The organism is Streptomyces huasconensis (assembly GCF_021028635.1).
Lineage (GTDB): Bacteria > Actinomycetota > Actinomycetes > Streptomycetales > Streptomycetaceae > Streptomyces > Streptomyces huasconensis.
In genome coordinates, this window is sequence record NZ_CP086119.1 from 6,380,460 (window position 1) to 6,397,309 (window position 16,850).

The 16,850-nt window shown below is 73.2% G+C and carries 2 protein-coding genes; both read left to right on the forward strand.

Annotation, left to right across the window (positions count from 1 at the left end):
- Positions 1-244: 244 nt before the first annotated feature.
- Positions 245-16,597, forward strand: coding sequence for a non-ribosomal peptide synthetase (locus tag J2N69_RS28825; RefSeq protein WP_230903286.1), 16,353 nt, complete (start codon positions 245-247; stop codon positions 16,595-16,597).
- Between the two features lie 9 nt (positions 16,598-16,606).
- Positions 16,607-16,819: an MbtH family protein gene (locus tag J2N69_RS28830; RefSeq protein ID WP_230903287.1), complete on the forward strand. Its 213-nt coding sequence runs from the start codon at positions 16,607-16,609 to the stop codon at positions 16,817-16,819.
- Positions 16,820-16,850 lie beyond the last annotated feature (31 nt).

Below are 16,850 nucleotides of genomic sequence, written 5' to 3' on the forward strand. Positions count from 1 at the left end.
GGCCGCTGGGTCGATGTGCTTACCTGATGGCCCCGCGAGCAGCTGTCCAGGCGGAAGCCGACGCGTCGTCTCCCTCCAATTCCCGGTGCCGCCGGTTGAGTACCAGGTTCTTTCCGGCACCCCCGGCAAATGTCGCTCCACCGAGGTGAGCGGACCCACTGCGCTCCGTTCACCGGGTCTCGCAACGGATTGCGGCAGCCGCGCGACCTGATCGCGCAATGACCCGAAACAGGAGTGCCGAGTAATGATCCCACTGTCTTTCGCGCAGCGCCGTCTGTGGTTCATCGACAAGTTCGAGGGCCCGTCCGCGACGTACAACGTGCCCTTCCTCGTCCGGCTCACGGGCGAGCTGGACACCGAGGCGCTCACGGCGGCGGTCGGCGACGTGGTGGCCCGTCACGAGAGCCTGCGCACGCTGATCGTGGAGAGCGCCGAAGGCATCCCCGAGCAGCGGGTGCTGCCCGCCGCGCAGGCCCGCCCCGACGTGCCGCTGGTCGAGGTGGCGTCGGAGGGGCTGGACGAGGCGGTGCGGGCGGCCGCCCTGCACGCCTTCACGCTGTCCGAGGAGATACCGGTCCGCGCCACCCTGTTCCGCGCCGGCCCCCGGGAACACCGACTCCTGCTCCTGGTCCACCACATCGCCGCCGACGGCGAGTCCATCGCCCCCCTCGCGCGCGACCTGGGGACCGCCTACACCGCCCGCCTCCAGGGGACCCTCCCGGACTGGCCCGAACTCCCCGTCCAGTACGTCGACTACACGCTGTGGCAGCGCGAACTGCTCGGCGACGAGGACGACCCCGACAGCGTCCTGTCCACCCAGCTCGACCACTGGCGCGCGGAGCTGTCGGGCCTCCCGCAGCCCATGCGCCTGCCCACGGACCGGCCCCGCCCCCCGGCGACCAGCCACCGCGGCGACGTCGTCGGCGCCACCGTCGACGCGGACCTGTTCGCCAAGGCCGAGGAGCTGGCCGGGCGCGCCGGGGTGTCGGCGCCGATGGTGTTCCAGTCCGCGCTCGCGGTCCTCCTCCAGCAGCTCGGCGCGGGCGAGGACATCGCGATCGGCTCCACCATCGCGGGCCGCCGGGACGCCGACCTCGCCGACCTCGTCGGCTTCTTCGTCAACACGTGGGTGCTGCGCACCGACCTGTCCGGCACCCCGTCCTTCGAACAGGTCCTCGCGCAGGTGCAGCACAAGGCGCTGGCCGCGTACGACAACCAGGACGCGCCGTTCGAGCGGCTGGTGGAGGCCCTGAACCCGGAGCGGTCCAATGCCTACCACCCGGTGTTCCAGGTGATGTTCACCTGGTCGGCGGGTGCCCGCGTCGCCTTCGGACTGCCGGGCGGTCTGCACGCCCACGTCGCTCCGCTGTGGACGTCGATGGCCAAGTTCGACCTGGAATTCAGCTTCTTCCACGACCCCGGCACACCGGGGCTCGAGATCCACCTGGAGTACGCGACCGACCTGTTCGACCGCGCCACGGCGGAGGCCGTCGTCGACCGTCTCGTGCGCCTCGTCGGGCAGTTGGTCGACGAGCCGTCCCGCGCCGTCGCCCTGTCGGACGTACTGGCGGCGGACGAGCGCGAACTGGTGCTGCGCACCTTCAACGACACGGCGGCCGAGACCCCCGGCCTGAGCATCGTGGACCTGATCGAACGCCAGGCCGCGGCGACACCGGACGCGACGGCCCTGGTCCACGACGACGTCGAGCTGTCGTACGCCGAGCTGACAGCGCGCGCCGGGCGGCTCGCGAGCGAGCTGGCCGCGCGCGGTGTGGGACCGGAAGCCCTGGTGGGGCTGGCACTGCCGCGCTCCGCGGAGCTGATCGTGGGCATCCTCGGCGTCTGGCGGGCGGGCGCCGCCTACCTGCCGATCGACCCCAGATACCCGAGCACCCGCCTCGGCCACATCCTGTCCGACGCCCGCCCGCAACTGGTGCTGACCACCGCCGCGACGGCCGACGCGCTGCCGGTGTCACAGGTGCCCTGCCTGTACGTCGAGGACATCGGCCTCGACGCGGCGGGCCCGGACGCGCCGCCCGCCGTGATCCGGCCCGCGAACGCCGCGTACGTCATGTACACCTCGGGCTCCACCGGGACACCGAAGGGCGTGACGGTCACCCACCGGGACGTGGTCAACGGTGTGCTCCGCCTCGCCGACCGCGTCGGCATCGTCGCCGGCACCCGCGTCCTGGCGGGCACCTCGGTCAACTTCGACGTCTCCGTCTTCGAGACCGTCACCACCCTGGCGGCCGGCGGCACCCTGGAGGTGGTCCGCGACCTCCTCGTCATCGGTGAGCGCGGCGGCTGGTCCGGGGGCGTCATCAGCACCGTGCCGTCGGTCTTCGCCGAACTCCTGGACCAGGTGGGCGGCAAGATCAAGGCGGACGCGGTCGTCTTCGCCGGTGAGGCGCTGCCCGCCTCACTGGTGGAGCGGGTCCGTGAGGTGATCCCCGGTGCGCGCGTCGTCAACGCCTACGGCCAGACCGAGTCGTTCTACGCGACCACCTTCACCGCCGAGGAGACCTGGACCGGCACGGCCGGCGCACCCATCGGCTCTCCGCTCGGCAACATGCGCGCCTACGTCCTCGGCCCCGGCCTGAAGCCGCTCGCCCCCGGCGTGGTGGGTGAGCTGTACGTCGCGGGCAACGTGGCGCGCGGCTACCTCGGCAAGGCCGGCCTCACCGCCGAGCGCTTCGTCGCCGACCCCTACGGCCCGCCCGGCGCACGCATGTACCGCACCGGTGACCTCGCCCGCTGGACCGCCGACGGCCACCTCGAATACGCCGGCCGTGACGACGCGCAGGTGAAGGTGCGCGGCTTCCGCATCGAGCCGGGCGAGGTGGAGGCGGCACTGACCGCGCACCCCGGGGTGGCGCAGGCGGTGGTGGTCACGCGCGACCACCGGGGCCGCGCCCAGCTGGTCGGCTACGTGGTGCCCGCGGACATGGGGGACTCGGGCACGGTGGACAGCCTGGGCGAGCTGGACGTCGACCTGACGGCCACGGTCTCCGCCCGCGCGCTGCGCGCGTTCGTCTCCGGCAGGCTGCCGGAGTTCATGGTGCCGTCGGTGTTCGTGATGCTGGACCGGCTGCCGTTGGCCCCCAACGGCAAGCTGGACCACAAGGCGCTGCCCGACCCGGAGTTCACCGGCTCCGCCTACCGCGCCCCGGGCAACCGCGCGGAAGAGGTGCTCGCCGCCGTCTACGCCGAGGTGCTCGGCCTGGACCGGGTCGGCGTGGACGACGACTTCTTCGCCGTCGGCGGCGACAGCATCCGCTCCATCCAGGTCGTCTCCCGCGCCCGCGCGCATGGCGTCGAGGTCACCCCGCGGCACATCTTCGAGTGCCGCACCGTCGCGGAGCTGGCCCGAAGGGCCACGTCCAGCAGCCGGCCCGGCCCGGCCCTGGCGGAACCCGAGGGCGGCGGCACCGGCTTCATGCCGCTGCTGCCCATCGGCCACTACCTGCTCGAACTGGGCGGTGACATCGACCGGTTCACGATGTCGATGACGGTCGACCTGCCGGTCGGCATCGACAGGAACGCCCTGGTGGCGACGTTGACGGCGGCCTTCGACCGGCACGACATCCTGCGCTCCAGGCTGGTCACCGGCGAACAGCGCGGCCTGGAGGTCGCCGCGCCCGGCACCGTCGACGTGGCCCCGCTCGTCCACCGCGTGGCGAGCGACGGCACCTGGGACGAGGCGTGGCGTGCCGGGGCGGCCGCCGAACTCGAAGCCGCATGCGACCGCCTGGACGCCACGAACGGCGTGATGGCGCAGTTCGTCTGGTTCGACGCGGGCACCGGAACCGCCGGACGCCTGACCCTGCTCCTCCACCACTTCGCCGTGGACGGCGTGTCCTGGCGCATCCTGCTGCCCGACCTCGCCGACGCCTGGCGGCAGCTCCGCGACGGGCGCACCCCGCGGCTGCCCGAGGTCGCCACGTCCGTACGCGCCTGGGCGCACGCCCTGACCGGGGCCGCCGCCGAGCGGGCCGCGGAACTGCCGCTGTGGCGCCAGATCGTGTCCGGCCCCGACCCCGACCTGGGCGCACGCCCCTTCGACGCGGCTCTCGACACCATGGCCACCGTCGACCACGTCTCCCTGGAACTGCCGACCGAGGTCACCGAGGCACTCCTGACCACGCTGCCCGCGGCCTTCCGCGGCGGAGTCAACGACGGGCTGCTCACCGCGCTGGCCCTGGCCGTCGCCAAGTGGCGCAAGGGGCGCGGCATCAACGAGCCCTCGGCGCTGATCCGCCTGGAGGGCCACGGCCGCGAGGAGTCCGCGGCACCCGGCGCCGACCTCTCGCGCACCATGGGCTGGTTCACCAGCATGTACCCGGTCCGTCTCGACGTGGCCGGGATCGACCTGGACGACGCCCTCGCGGGCGGCGCGGCCGCGGGAACCGCCGTCAAGGCCGTCAAGGAGCAGCTGCTCGCCGTCCCGGACAAGGGCATCGGCCACGGCATCCTGCGCCACCTCGACGCCGAAGCCGGGGCGGCCCTCAAGGCGTGCAGGTCCGGGCAGATCACCTTCAACTACCTGGGCCGCTACACCGGTTCCGCCAACATGCCCCAGGAGCTGCGGGGCCTCGGCTTCACCCAGGTCGAGGACACCACCATGCTGACGGCGCGCCTGGACGGGAATATGCCCGCCCTCGCCACCCTCGGCGTCAGCGCATACGTCACCGACACCGCGCACGGCCCCCGCCTGGACGCCCGCCTGGAGTTCCCCACCGGACTCCTCGGCGCGGACGAGGTCCAGGAGCTGGCCGGCCTGTGGCGCACCGCCCTGGAGGGCCTTGCGCTGCACGCCGCCGCGCCGGACGCGGGCGGCCTCACGCCCTCGGACGTGCCCCTGGTCGAGGTGAGCCAGAGCGAGCTGGACCGCTGGCAGGAGCAGTACGCGGGCCTGACCGACGTATGGCCGCTGACCGCGATGCAGAACGGACTGCTCTTCCACACCGAGCTGGCGGGCGCCGCCTTCGACGCCTACCAGATGCAGTTCGTCTTCCACCTCGCCGGCGCGGTCGAGCCGCGGCGGCTGCGGGCGGCCGGTCAGGCGCTGCTCGACCGCCACCCCAACCTGCGGGCCGCGTTCGTCACCGACAGCGCGGGCGACCGCGTCCAGATCATCCAGAGCGACGTCGAACTGCCCTGGCGGGAACAGGACCTGTCGGCCCTCCCGGCGGAGGAGAAGGGGGAGCGGCTCAGGCGGTTCCTGGCGGCGGAGCACCGCACCCGCCTCGACCCGGTGAAGGCGCCGCTGCTGCGGCTCTCGCTCATCAAGCTGACCGACGACCGCTGGGAACTGGTCTTCACCGCCCACCACGCCCTGTTCGACGGCTGGTCGGTCCCCCTGCTCATGCAGGACCTGCTGCGTCTGTACGGCACGGCCGGTGACGCCACCGCGCTGGACAGGCCGCGCGGCTACCGCGACTTCCTGCTGTGGCTCTCCCGGCAGGACCGCGAGGCGACCGCACGGGCCTGGGCGCGGGAGCTGGACGGCGTCGACGAACCCACGCTGCTGGTGCCCGACGCGGGCCGGGCGGCCGAGCCCTCGGGGGTCGGCCAGGTGGACGTGCCGCTCACACCGGAGCAGTCCCGCGCGCTCACCCGCCGCGCCGGCGAACTGGGCCTGACCCTCAACACCCTGGTCCAAGGTGCCTGGGGCATGCTTCTCGCGGGGCTGACCGGGCGCCGGGACGTGCTGTTCGGCGCCACCGTCTCCGGGCGCCCGCCGCAGGTGGCGGGCGTGGGCGAGATGGTCGGCATGTTCATCAACACCCTGCCGATCCGGGTGGAGTGCGCCCCCGGCCATACGCTCGGCACCATCCTCCGCGATCTCCAGGACCGGCAGAGCGCACTCCTCGACCACCACCACCACGGCCTGCTGGAGATGCACCGCACCACCGGCCTGCGCACGCTCTTCGACACGATGGTGGTCTTCGAGTCGTACCCCATCGACAGCGCGGCGCTCAGCGAGGCGTACGCGGCCGCCGGCATCTCGGTGACCGGGCTCAGCCCGCTCAGCAGCACCCACTACCCGCTGGTGGTGATGGCCTCCGCCGAGCCGCACCTGAAGGTCGGACTCCAGTACCAGCACCACCTCCTCGGCCCCGAGCGGTCGGCCGCCGTCGCCCGGCGCTTCGGCCGGGTCCTCGCCCAACTGGCGGCAGACCCGCACGCCCGCCTCAGCGACCTGGACCTGCTGGAGCCCGCCGAGCGCGAGACGCTCCTGACCGGCGTCAACGACACCGCCGTCGAGACCCCCGCGCTGACCGTCCCCGGCCTCTTCGAGCGGCAGGCGGCGAGGACGCCGGACAAGGCCGCGGTGACGTACGGCGACGTCACGTACACCTACGCCGAGCTGGACGCCCGCGCCGGCCGTCTCGCGCATGCCCTGGCCGGACGCGGGGTGGGCCCCGAGACCGTCGTCGGCCTCGCGCTGCCCCGCGGAGCCGACCTGGTCACCGGCATTCTCGGCATCCTCAAGGCGGGCGGCGCGTACCTGCCGATCGACCCCGCCTACCCCAGTGGCCGCCTGGACCACATCCTGGGCAGCGCCCGGCCGCGCCTGGTCCTCACCGACGCCGACACCGTCGGGGTGCTGCCCGACACGGACGTGCCGACGCTCCTCCTCGGCGACGTGGACCTCGACACCGGCGACGCGTCCGCGCGCCCGACGGCGAAGCCGCACCCGCAGCACGCCGCGTACGTGATGTACACCTCCGGCTCCACCGGCACCCCGAAGGGCGTGGTGATCAGCCACGCGAACGTGGTCAACGGCGTGACGCGGCTCGCCGAGCGGGTGGGCGTGGACGCGGACACCCGGATGCTCGCGGGCACCTCGGTCAACTTCGACGTCTCCGTCTTCGAGACCGTCACGACACTGGCCGAGGGCGGCACCGTCGAGATCGTCAGGGACGCCCTCGTCCTCGCCGAACGCGAGACGGTGTCGGCGAGCGTCATCAGCACCGTGCCGTCGGTCTTCGCCGAACTCGGCGACCGCATGGCCGCCATCTCCGGTCTGAAGACCGTCGTCTTCGCCGGTGAGGCGCTGCCCGGCACCCTCGTGCGCCGCATCCACGACACCCTGCCTGACGTGCGGATCGTCAACGCCTACGGCCAGACCGAGTCGTTCTACGCCACCACCCACACCGTCCGGCCGCACGAGGACCCCGGCACGGCGGACCACACCCCGATCGGCACACCGCTCGGGAACATGCGCACCTACGTCCTCGGCCCCGCCCTCACACCCGTACCGCCCGGCGTGGTCGGTGAGCTGTACGTCGCCGGGAACATCGCCCGCGGCTACCTGGGCCGCGCCGACCTGACCGCCGAGCGCTTCGTCGCCGACCCCTACGGCCCGCCCGGCGCGCGCATGTACCGCACCGGAGACCTCGCCCGCTGGACCGACGACGGCCGGCTCGTGTACGTCGGCCGCGACGACGACCAGGTCAAGATCCGCGGGGTCCGCGTCGAGCCCGCCGAGGTCGAGCGCGCCCTGACCGCGCACCCGGGCGTCGCCCAGTGCGTCGTCGTGGCCCGCACCGCCGCCGACGGCGGGGACAAGCAGCTGGTCGCCTACGTGGTGCCCGCACCGGCCGGCGCCGACGGCGCCGAACGGGACCGGCACAACGACGCTCTCGTCGGCTCGCTGCGCGGTCACCTGCAGGAGCACCTGCCCGCCCACCTGGTGCCCGCCGCCGTCGTCGCCATCGACGCCGTGCCGCTCGCCGCCAACGGCAAGCTGGACCGCAAGGCGCTGCCCGCACCGGACTTCACCGCGGCGGCCGCCGGGCGGGGCCCGCGCACCGCCCAGGAAGAGCTGCTGTGCGAGCTGTTCGCCGAGGTCCTGCACGTGGAGCGGGTCGGCATCGACGACGACTTCTTCGCCCTCGGCGGCCACTCGATCATGGCCACGAAACTGGTCAACCGCATCCGCGTCGCACTGCGCACCGAGGTGGAGCTGCGGACCCTCTTCGCCCACCCCACCGTCGCCGGGCTCGTCCCGCACCTGGACGGCGCCGCGGGCGCCCGCGCGCCGCTGGCGCCCGTGCGGGAGCGGCCCGAGCGGCTACCGCTCTCCTTCTCCCAGCAGCGCCTGTGGTTCCTGCACAAGTTCGAGGGCCACGCGGCGACGTACAACATGCCGCTCGTCCTGCGGCTCGACGGCGACCTGGACATACGCGCCCTGGAGGAGACGGTCAACGACATCGTCACCCGCCACGAGATCCTGCGCACCGTCTACCGCGAGGTCGAAGGCAGGCCCCACCAGCACATCCTGGCGCCGGAGAAGGCCCGTACCGGCCTGCCCGTGCGGCAGGTGGCCGGCCAGGAGGGCCTCGCCGAGGCCATCGACGCGGCGGCCCGCCACCCCTTCGACATCGCCACCGAGACACCGCTGAAGGCCGCCCTGCTCCGCGTCGGCCCGGCCGAACACGTCCTGGTTCTGGTCCTCCACCACATCGCGGCCGACGGCTGGTCCGCGACCCCCCTCGCCAAGGACCTGGCCACCGCCTACGCGGCCCGCTCCCGCGGCGAGGCCCCCCGCTGGGCGCCGCTGCCGCTCCAGTACGCCGACTACGCCCTGTGGCAGCAGGAACTCCTGGGCGACGACGCCGACCCGGACAGCCTCTTCAGCAAGCAGTACCGCTACTGGTCCCGCCAGCTCGCCCGGCTGCCCGAGACGGTCACCATCCCGACCGACCGGCCGCGCCCCGCCGAACTCGACCGCAGCGGTGACCTGCTGGAGTTCACCCTGGACGGCACGCTGCACGACGGCATCACCGGCCTCGCCAGGGCCACCGGCACCACGCCCTTCATGGTGCTCCAGGCCACCATGGCCGCCCTGCTCACCCGCCTCGGCGTGGGAACCGACATCGCGCTCGGCAGCGGCATCGCGGGCCGCGTCGACGAACACCTCAACGACCTCATCGGCCTCTTCGTCAACGTGCAGGTGATGCGCACCGACACCTCCGGCGACCCCACCTTCACCGAACTCCTCGGCCAGGCACGCCGGACGAGCCTCGCCGCGTACACCCACCAGGACATCCCCTTCGAGGCCCTGGTGGAGAAGCTCAACCCCGAACGCTCGGCCTCGGTCAACCCGCTCTTCCAGATCGCCCTGATCCTCCAGAACACCGAGGACACCGACTTCGAACTGCCCGGCCTGCGAGTCGTCACCGAGGGCGTGGGCACGGGAACGTCCCGCTACGACCTCACCCTGAGCCTCAGCGAGACCTTCGAGGACCGCACCACACCCGCGGGCATCCACATCGCCGCCGAGTACTCCACCGAACTCTTCGACGCCTCGACCATCGAGGCGCTGATCGCCCGCTGGGAGCGGCTCCTCGCCGCCGCCGTCCGCGACCCCGCACAGCGCATCGGCGACGCCGACCTGCTCGCCGCCGAGGAGCGCAGCGCCCTGCTCGTCGCCGAACAGCAGGGCGAGCGGGCCGTCGCCGCCGCCACGTTCCCCGAACTCTTCTCGGCACGGGTGCGGCAGACCCCCCACGCATCGGCGGTGGAGTCGGCCGACGAGGCCTGGACGTACGAGGAGCTGGACGCACGGGCGAACCGCGTCGCGCACTGGCTGACCGGCCGGGGGATCGGTCCCGAGCAGACGGTCGGCGTGGCCATGCCGCGCTGCGCGGACCAGGTCGCCGTGGCCCTCGGCGTCTTCAAGGCCGGTGCCGCCTACCTGCCCGTCAACCTCGACTACCCTGCCGACCGCGTCCTGTTCATGCTCACCGACGCCGCCCCCGCCGTCCTCCTCACCACGCGGGGCACCGGCGACGAGCTGCCGCCGGGTCTGACCACCGAGGTCGTCGCCGTCGACACCCCCGAGGTCCAGGCGGCCTGGCAGGGCAGCCCCGTCACGGACCCGGCCACCGCCTTGACGCCCGACCACCCCGCCTACGTCATCTTCACCTCCGGCTCGACCGGCCTGCCCAAGGGCGTCACCGTCACCCACGCGGGGATCGCCGCCCTCAGCGCCACCACTCGGGAGCGCCTCGCGCTGACCCCGGACTCCCGCGTCCTCCAGGTCGCCGCGCCCAGCTTCGACGCCGCCTTCTGGGAGCTGGTGCAGACCCTCACCACCGGCGCCACCCTCGTCGTCCCCCGCGAACAGCGCGTCGTGGGCGACGACTTGGCCCGCACCCTCGCCGAGCGCGACATCACCCATGTGATGCTGCCGCCCAGCGTGCTCGCCGCGCTCCCGGCCGACGCCCCGCGGACCCTGACCGCCCTACGCACCGTCACCGTCGGCGGCGAGGCCTGCCCGCCCGCCCTGGTCGCCGCCTGGGCACCGGGACGCCGCTTCGTCAATGCCTACGGACCCACCGAGACCACCGTCTGCGGCGCCATCAGCGCCCCCCTCACCACCGGCCACACGCCCATCGGCACCGCCGTGGCCGACAACCGGGTGCGCGTACTCGACGAGCGGCTGGCGCCCGTCCCGCCGGGCACCCCCGGCGAGCTGTACATCGCCGGGCCGAGCCTCGCCCGCGGCTACCTGAACCGCTCCGCACTCACCGCCGAGCGCTTCGTCGCCGACCCCTACGGCCCCGCCGGCACCCGCATGTACCGCACCGGCGACATCGTCCGCCAGGGCACCGACGGACAGCTCGACTACCTCGGCCGCAGCGACGACCAGGTCAAGATCAACGGCCTGCGCATCGAACCCGGCGAGATCGCCGCGACCCTGGCCCGCCACCCCGGCGTCGCCCAGGCCGTCGTGACCGTCCACGAGAACAAGGACGGCGAACGGCGGCTCGTGGGCTACGCCGTACCCGTACGGGCGAAGGCGACCGGCCCGGCGAACGACGTGGACGCCGACACACTGCGCACCTTCCTCTCCGAGCGGCTGCCGGACTTCATGGTCCCCTCCCTGTGCATGCTGCTCGACAGCCTGCCGCTGACGCCCAACGGGAAGCTCGACAAGGCCGCGCTGCCCGAACCGGAGGCCGTCGGCAGCACCTACCGCGCCCCCCGCACCGACACCGAGAAGGCGCTCGCCGCCATCTACGCCGAGATCCTCGAACAGGACCGGGTCGGCGTCGACGACGACTTCTTCGCCGTCGGCGGCGACAGCATCCGCTCCATCCAGGTCGTCTCCCGCGCCCGCGCGCAGGGCATCAAGGTCACGCCCCGGCTGATGTTCAAGCACCGGACGGTGGCCGCGCTCGCCGAGGCTGCCGCGGTCGACGACGGCCGGAGCGGACCGGCCCGCCGCGAGCCGGCGGGCGGCGGCGTCGGCTGGATGCCGCTGCTGCCCGTGGTGCGCCGGATGAGCGAACACGTCGGCGGCTACGACGGGTTCGTCATGTCGATGGTGGTGGACCTGCCGGCCGGCATCGACGAAAGAGGCCTGGTCGCCACCTTGTCCGCGGTCGTCGACCACCACGACATGCTCCGTTCCCGCCTGCGCGTACGCGCCGGAGAACCGGGCCTGGACGCCGCCGGGCCCGGCACCGTCGACGTGGCCGCGCTCGTCCGCCGCAGGCCCTGCGCGGGCGACTGGCAGGACACCGCCTGGCGGCAGGAGACGAAGGCCGCGGTGGACGCCGCCGTCCGCGAACTGGACGCGGCGGCCGGGCGGATGGCCCGCTTCATCTGGTGCGACCCGGGCCCGGACACCGCCGGACGCCTGATCCTCGTACTGCACCACCTCGTGGTCGACGGCGTCTCCTGGCGTATCCTCCTGCCCGACCTCGCCCAGGCCTGGGACCAGGTCCGACAGGGCCGCACACCGCGCCTGACGCCGGTGCCCACCACCATGCGCCGCTGGTCGCACGGCCTGGTGGAGGCGGCCGCGGCACCCGAACGCGTCGCCGAGGCCGCCCTCTGGCAGAAGGTGCTCGACGGCCCCGACCCGCTGCTCGGCTCCCGCGCCCTCGACCCGGCCGTCGACGTCCGCGCCACCGTGGAGACCGTGCGCGTCGAGCTGACCCCCCAGGTCACCGAGGCGCTCCTGACCACGCTGCCCGCCGCCTTCCACAGCGGCGTCAACGACGGCCTGCTCACCGCCCTCGCCCTGGCCATGGCCAAGTGGCGCCGCGAACGGGGCGTCGAGGAGAGCTCCGCCCTCATCCGTCTCGAAGGACACGGCCGCGAGGAGGCCGCGGTCCCCGGCACCGACACCACCCGCACCGTGGGCTGGTTCACCAGCGTCTACCCCGTCCGCCTCGACGTCGGAGGCTTCGACCTCGACGAGGCCATCGCGGGCGGCCGCATCGCGGGCAGCGTCGTCAAGGCGGTCAAGGAGCAGCTCCACACCATCCCCGACAAGGGCATCGGCTACGGCCTGCTGCGCCACCTCAACCCGAGGACCGCCGAGACCCTGCGGGCCCACGGCGACGGACAGGTGTCCTTCAACTACCTCGGGCGGTTCGGCTCGGCCGGCCAGGCCAAGGAGGCCACCGGCCCCGGCTGGACCATCGCCGACGACGTGGACGACCTCGCCCCCGACCTGACCACGCCCGCCCTCGCCACCGTCGACATCACCGCCTACGCCGTCGAGAGCGCGCAGGGCCCGCGGCTGAGCGCAGGCATCGCCTTTCCGACCGGGCTGCTCTCCCGCGAGGAGGCGGCACACTTCGCGGAGCTGTGGCGCACGGCCCTCGAAGGCCTGGCCCGGCACGCCGCCGAACCCGGCGCGGGCGGACTGACTCCGTCGGACGTGCCGCTGGTCCAGGTGCGCCAGCGCGACCTGGAGGTGTGGGAGGAGCAGTATCCGGGCGTGGCCGACGTATGGCCGCTGACGTCGATGCAGTCCGGCCTGCTGTTCCAGAGCCAGCTGGCCGGCGCCGACTTCGACGCCTACCAGGTGCAGCTGGCCTTCCACCTGACCGGGGAAGTGGACCCGGAGCGGATGCGCGCCGCCGGTCAGGCCGTGCTCGACCGCTACGACAGCCTGCGCACCGCCTTCGTGGCCACGGCCTCCGGCGAGCAGGTGCAGCTCCAGCTCAAGAGCGTCGAACTGCCCTGGCAAGCCCTTGACTGGAGCGAGCTGTCCGAGGAGGAGCAGGACGAGGCCCTGCGGGAGCTCCTGGCCCGGGACCGGGCCACGCACTTCGACCTGACCGCCCCGCCGATGCTGCGCCTGACCCTGGTGAAGCGGGCCGCCGACCGCCACGCGCTGGTCCTCACCGTCCACCACATCGTGTACGACGGCTGGTCGGGCCCCCTCGTGCTGCACAGCCTGCTGCACCTCTACACCACCCGGGGGGACGCCGGACAGCTGAGCCGGGTCCGCCCCTACCGGGACTTCCTCGAATGGCTGTCGCGCCAGGACCGCGAGGTGGCGGCGCGGGCCTGGACGGCCGAGCTGGCGGGGGTGGAGGAACCGACCCTCGTGGCCCCGCAGCACCGGCAGGAGGCCAGTGGCAACCACCTCCAGGCGGAGGTCGCCCTCGACCAGGACACCGCCCGCCGGCTGGCGCGCCGCGCCGCGGAACTCGGCATCACCCTCAACACGCTGGTCCAGGGCGCCTGGGGCCTCCTCCTCGCGGGCGAGACCGGACGGCAGGACGTGGTGTTCGGCGCCACGGTCTCCGGACGGCCGCCACAGGTGGCCGGCATGGACGAGATGGTGGGCCTGTTCATCAACACCCTGCCGGTACGGGTGAACCTCACGTACGGACAGAGCCTTGCCGAACTGCTGCGCGACCTCCAGGAACGGCAGGCCGCGCTGACGGACCACCACCACTTCGGGCTCGCCGAGATCCACCGGGCCACCGGCCTCGGCACGCTCTTCGACTCGATGGTGGTGTACGAGTCCTACCCGGCGGACGAGGACGGCCTCGACGAGACGCAGAGCGCGGCCGGGATCGCCATCTCCGGCATGGACTGGGAAGCGTCCGTGCACTACCCGCTGAGCCTGTTCGCCGTGGCCGAACCCGACCTGCGGCTCATGGTGGGCCACCAGGACCACGTCTTCGACTCCGCGGCCGCACGCCGCATCGCCGGCCGCCTGGCGCGGATCCTGCGGCAGATCGCGGCGGACCCCGGCATCCGGGTCGGCGCCCTCGACGTGGTGGAACCGGCCGAGCGCGAGCGGATGCTGACCGAGTTCAACGACGTCACCACCGATGTCGACGCGGTCTCCGTCGCCGAGCTGTTCGAGAGGCAGGTCCGGCGCCGCCCCGACGCGGCCGCGGTGGTCCGCGGTGACACGACGCTCACCTACCGGGACCTGGACGCCCGCGCCAACCGGCTCGCACGGGTCCTGGTGGCACGGGGTGTCGGCCAGGAGTCGCTCGTCGGCCTCGCGCTGCCGCGCTCGCCGGAGCACATCGCAGCCGTCCTCGCCATCGCCAAGGCGGGCGGCACCTACCTGCCCATCGACCCCGACTACCCGGCCGAACGCCTGACCTTCATGCTCGGCGACGCCGCCCCCACGGTCCTGGTGACCGACGAGAAGACCTCGGCGGCCCTGCCCGAGAGCGGCTGCCCGCACCTGATCGTCGACGAGCCCGGCACCGCCCACGAGATCGCCACGGCCACGGCGGAACCCCTCGCGGCGGCCCGCGCCGCTGACGCGGACCAACTGGCCTACGTGATGTACACCTCCGGATCCACGGGCCGCCCCAAGGGGGTGGGCGTCACCCACCGGTCGGTGGCGGTCCTGGTGGCGGACCGCGGCATCGACGCGGGCCACCTCGAACGGGTCCTCATGCACAACACGCAGGCCTTTGACACGTTCACCTACGAGTTGTGGGGGCCTTTGCTGCGCGGTGGCGCCGTCGTCATCCCGCCGCCGGGACGCCTGGACCCCGCAGGCCTGCGGCGCATGATCGCCGAGCACGGCGTGACCGGACTCGCCATGACGGCGGGCCTGTTCATGGCCATCGCCGAGGAGACACCCGAGGCGTTCGACGGAGCGCGCGAGGTGTGGACGGTCGGCGACGTGGTGACCCCGGCCGCCCTGGAGCGGGTCCTGCGCGCCTGCGACGGGCTGTCCGTCGTGAACGGATACGGCCCGACCGAGACCACCGCCGCCACCACCATGCACGTCATGACCGGCACGGCCGGCCTCGCCGGCCTCACCGACGTCGTACCGATCGGCCGCCCGATGGACAACACCCGGCTGTACGTGCTCGACACGGCGCTGCGGCCGGTGCCGCTGGGAGCGCCGGGCGAGCTGTACGTCGCCGGTGAGCGCCTGGCCCGCGGCTACCTCAACCGCACCGCCCTGACCGCCGAACGCTTCGTGGCCTGCCCCTTCGGCGGTCCCGGCGAGCGCATGTACCGCACCGGCGACGTGGTGGCCTGGACCGAGGAGGGCCGCCTCGTCTTCCGGGGCCGCGCCGACGACCAGGTCAAAATCCGCGGCTTCCGCATCGAGCCCGGCGAGGTCGAGGCATTGCTGGCCACGCACCCCGGCGTCGGCCAGGCCGTGGTGATCGCCCGGGACCACCGCAGCGCGGGCAAACGGCTCGTCGCCTACGTCACGCCCGTCGAGGGGGCGGGGCCGGACGCCGAGGAGCTGCGGGCGTTCACCGCGCGGCGGCTGCCCGAGCACATGGTGCCCTCCGCGTTCATGACCCTGGAGAGCTTCCCGCTGGCCGCGACCGGAAAGGTGGACCGCAAGGCGCTGCCCGCCCCCGAGTTCACCAGCGACGCCGCCTACCGTGCCCCGCGCACCCCTCAGGAGGAGCTGCTGACGGGCGTCTTCGCGCAGATCGTCGGCGTCGAGAGGGTCGGCATCGACGACGACTTCTTCGACCTCGGCGGCCACTCCCTGCTCGCCACCAAGCTGATCAGTCGGATCCGTACGGTGCTGGGCGTGGAGGTGCCCATCCGACTGGTGTTCCAGGCACCGACCGTCGCGGCGCTTGCCACCCACCTCGCCGGTGGCCTCGAAGCCACCGGCGACAGTGACCCCTTCGGGCCGGTGCTGCCGCTGAAGGCGGGCGGCCACAAGGCGCCGCTGTGGTTCATCCACCCGGGATTCGGCCTGTGCTGGTCCTACCTGGGCATGGCCGACCGCTTCGACGACCGGCCGGTGTACGGCATCCAGGCCCGCGGCTTCGACGGCGCGCCGCTGCCGGAGAGCTTCGCGGCCATGGTCACCGACTACGTGGAGCAGATCCTCTCGGTCCAGCCGACGGGCCCGTTCCATCTGGCCGGGCACTCCCTCGGCGGCAGCCTCGCCCAGGCGATCGGCGCCGAACTCCAGCGCCGCGGCCACGAAGCGCCCCTGGTCGTCCTCCTCGACGCCGTGCCGGCCACCTGGTTCGCACGGCACGCCGGGGCGCACCTCGACCGATCCGAGGCCCGCGACTTCCTGGAGAGCTACCTGCCGGGCGGCGGGGACGACGCGGACCGCAGGACCGTCATCGAGAACGGCGCCACCGTCATGGTCGAACACACCCGGATGGTCGCGGAGTTCACGCCGCCCACCTACCGCGGCACCGTGCTGTTCTTCAACGCGACACAGAGCCCCGAGGCGGGGCCCGGCCTGTGGGACCCCCACCTCGAGGGTGAACTCCTCGCGTACGACATCGACGCCACGCACTTCGGCCTGACCGCGCCCAAGCCGGCGGCCGAGATCTGCACCATCATCAACCGCCACTTCCGGGACTAGGGAGCCAGCATGAGCACGAACCCCTTCGACGACGAGACCGGCACGTTCCACGTCCTGGTCAACGACGAGGACCAGCACTCCCTGTGGCCGGCGTTCGCCGACGTCCCCGACGGCTGGCGGATCGTCTTCGGCCCGCAGGAGCGCCGCGCCTGCCTCGCCCACATCGAGGAGAACTGGACGGACCTGCGGCCCAGGAGCCTGCGCGAGGCCATGACCGCCTGACGCCCGGCACCACCCGCCACGCCCGAGCCGA

Bases quoted from the DNA above. Each gene is read 5' to 3' on its own strand.
- J2N69_RS28830 (WP_230903287.1), top strand. From the start codon at position 16,607: ATGAGCACGAACCCCTTCGACGACGAGACCGGCACGTTCCACGTCCTG.
- J2N69_RS28825 (WP_230903286.1), top strand. From the start codon at position 245: ATGATCCCACTGTCTTTCGCGCAGCGCCGTCTGTGGTTCATCGACAAG.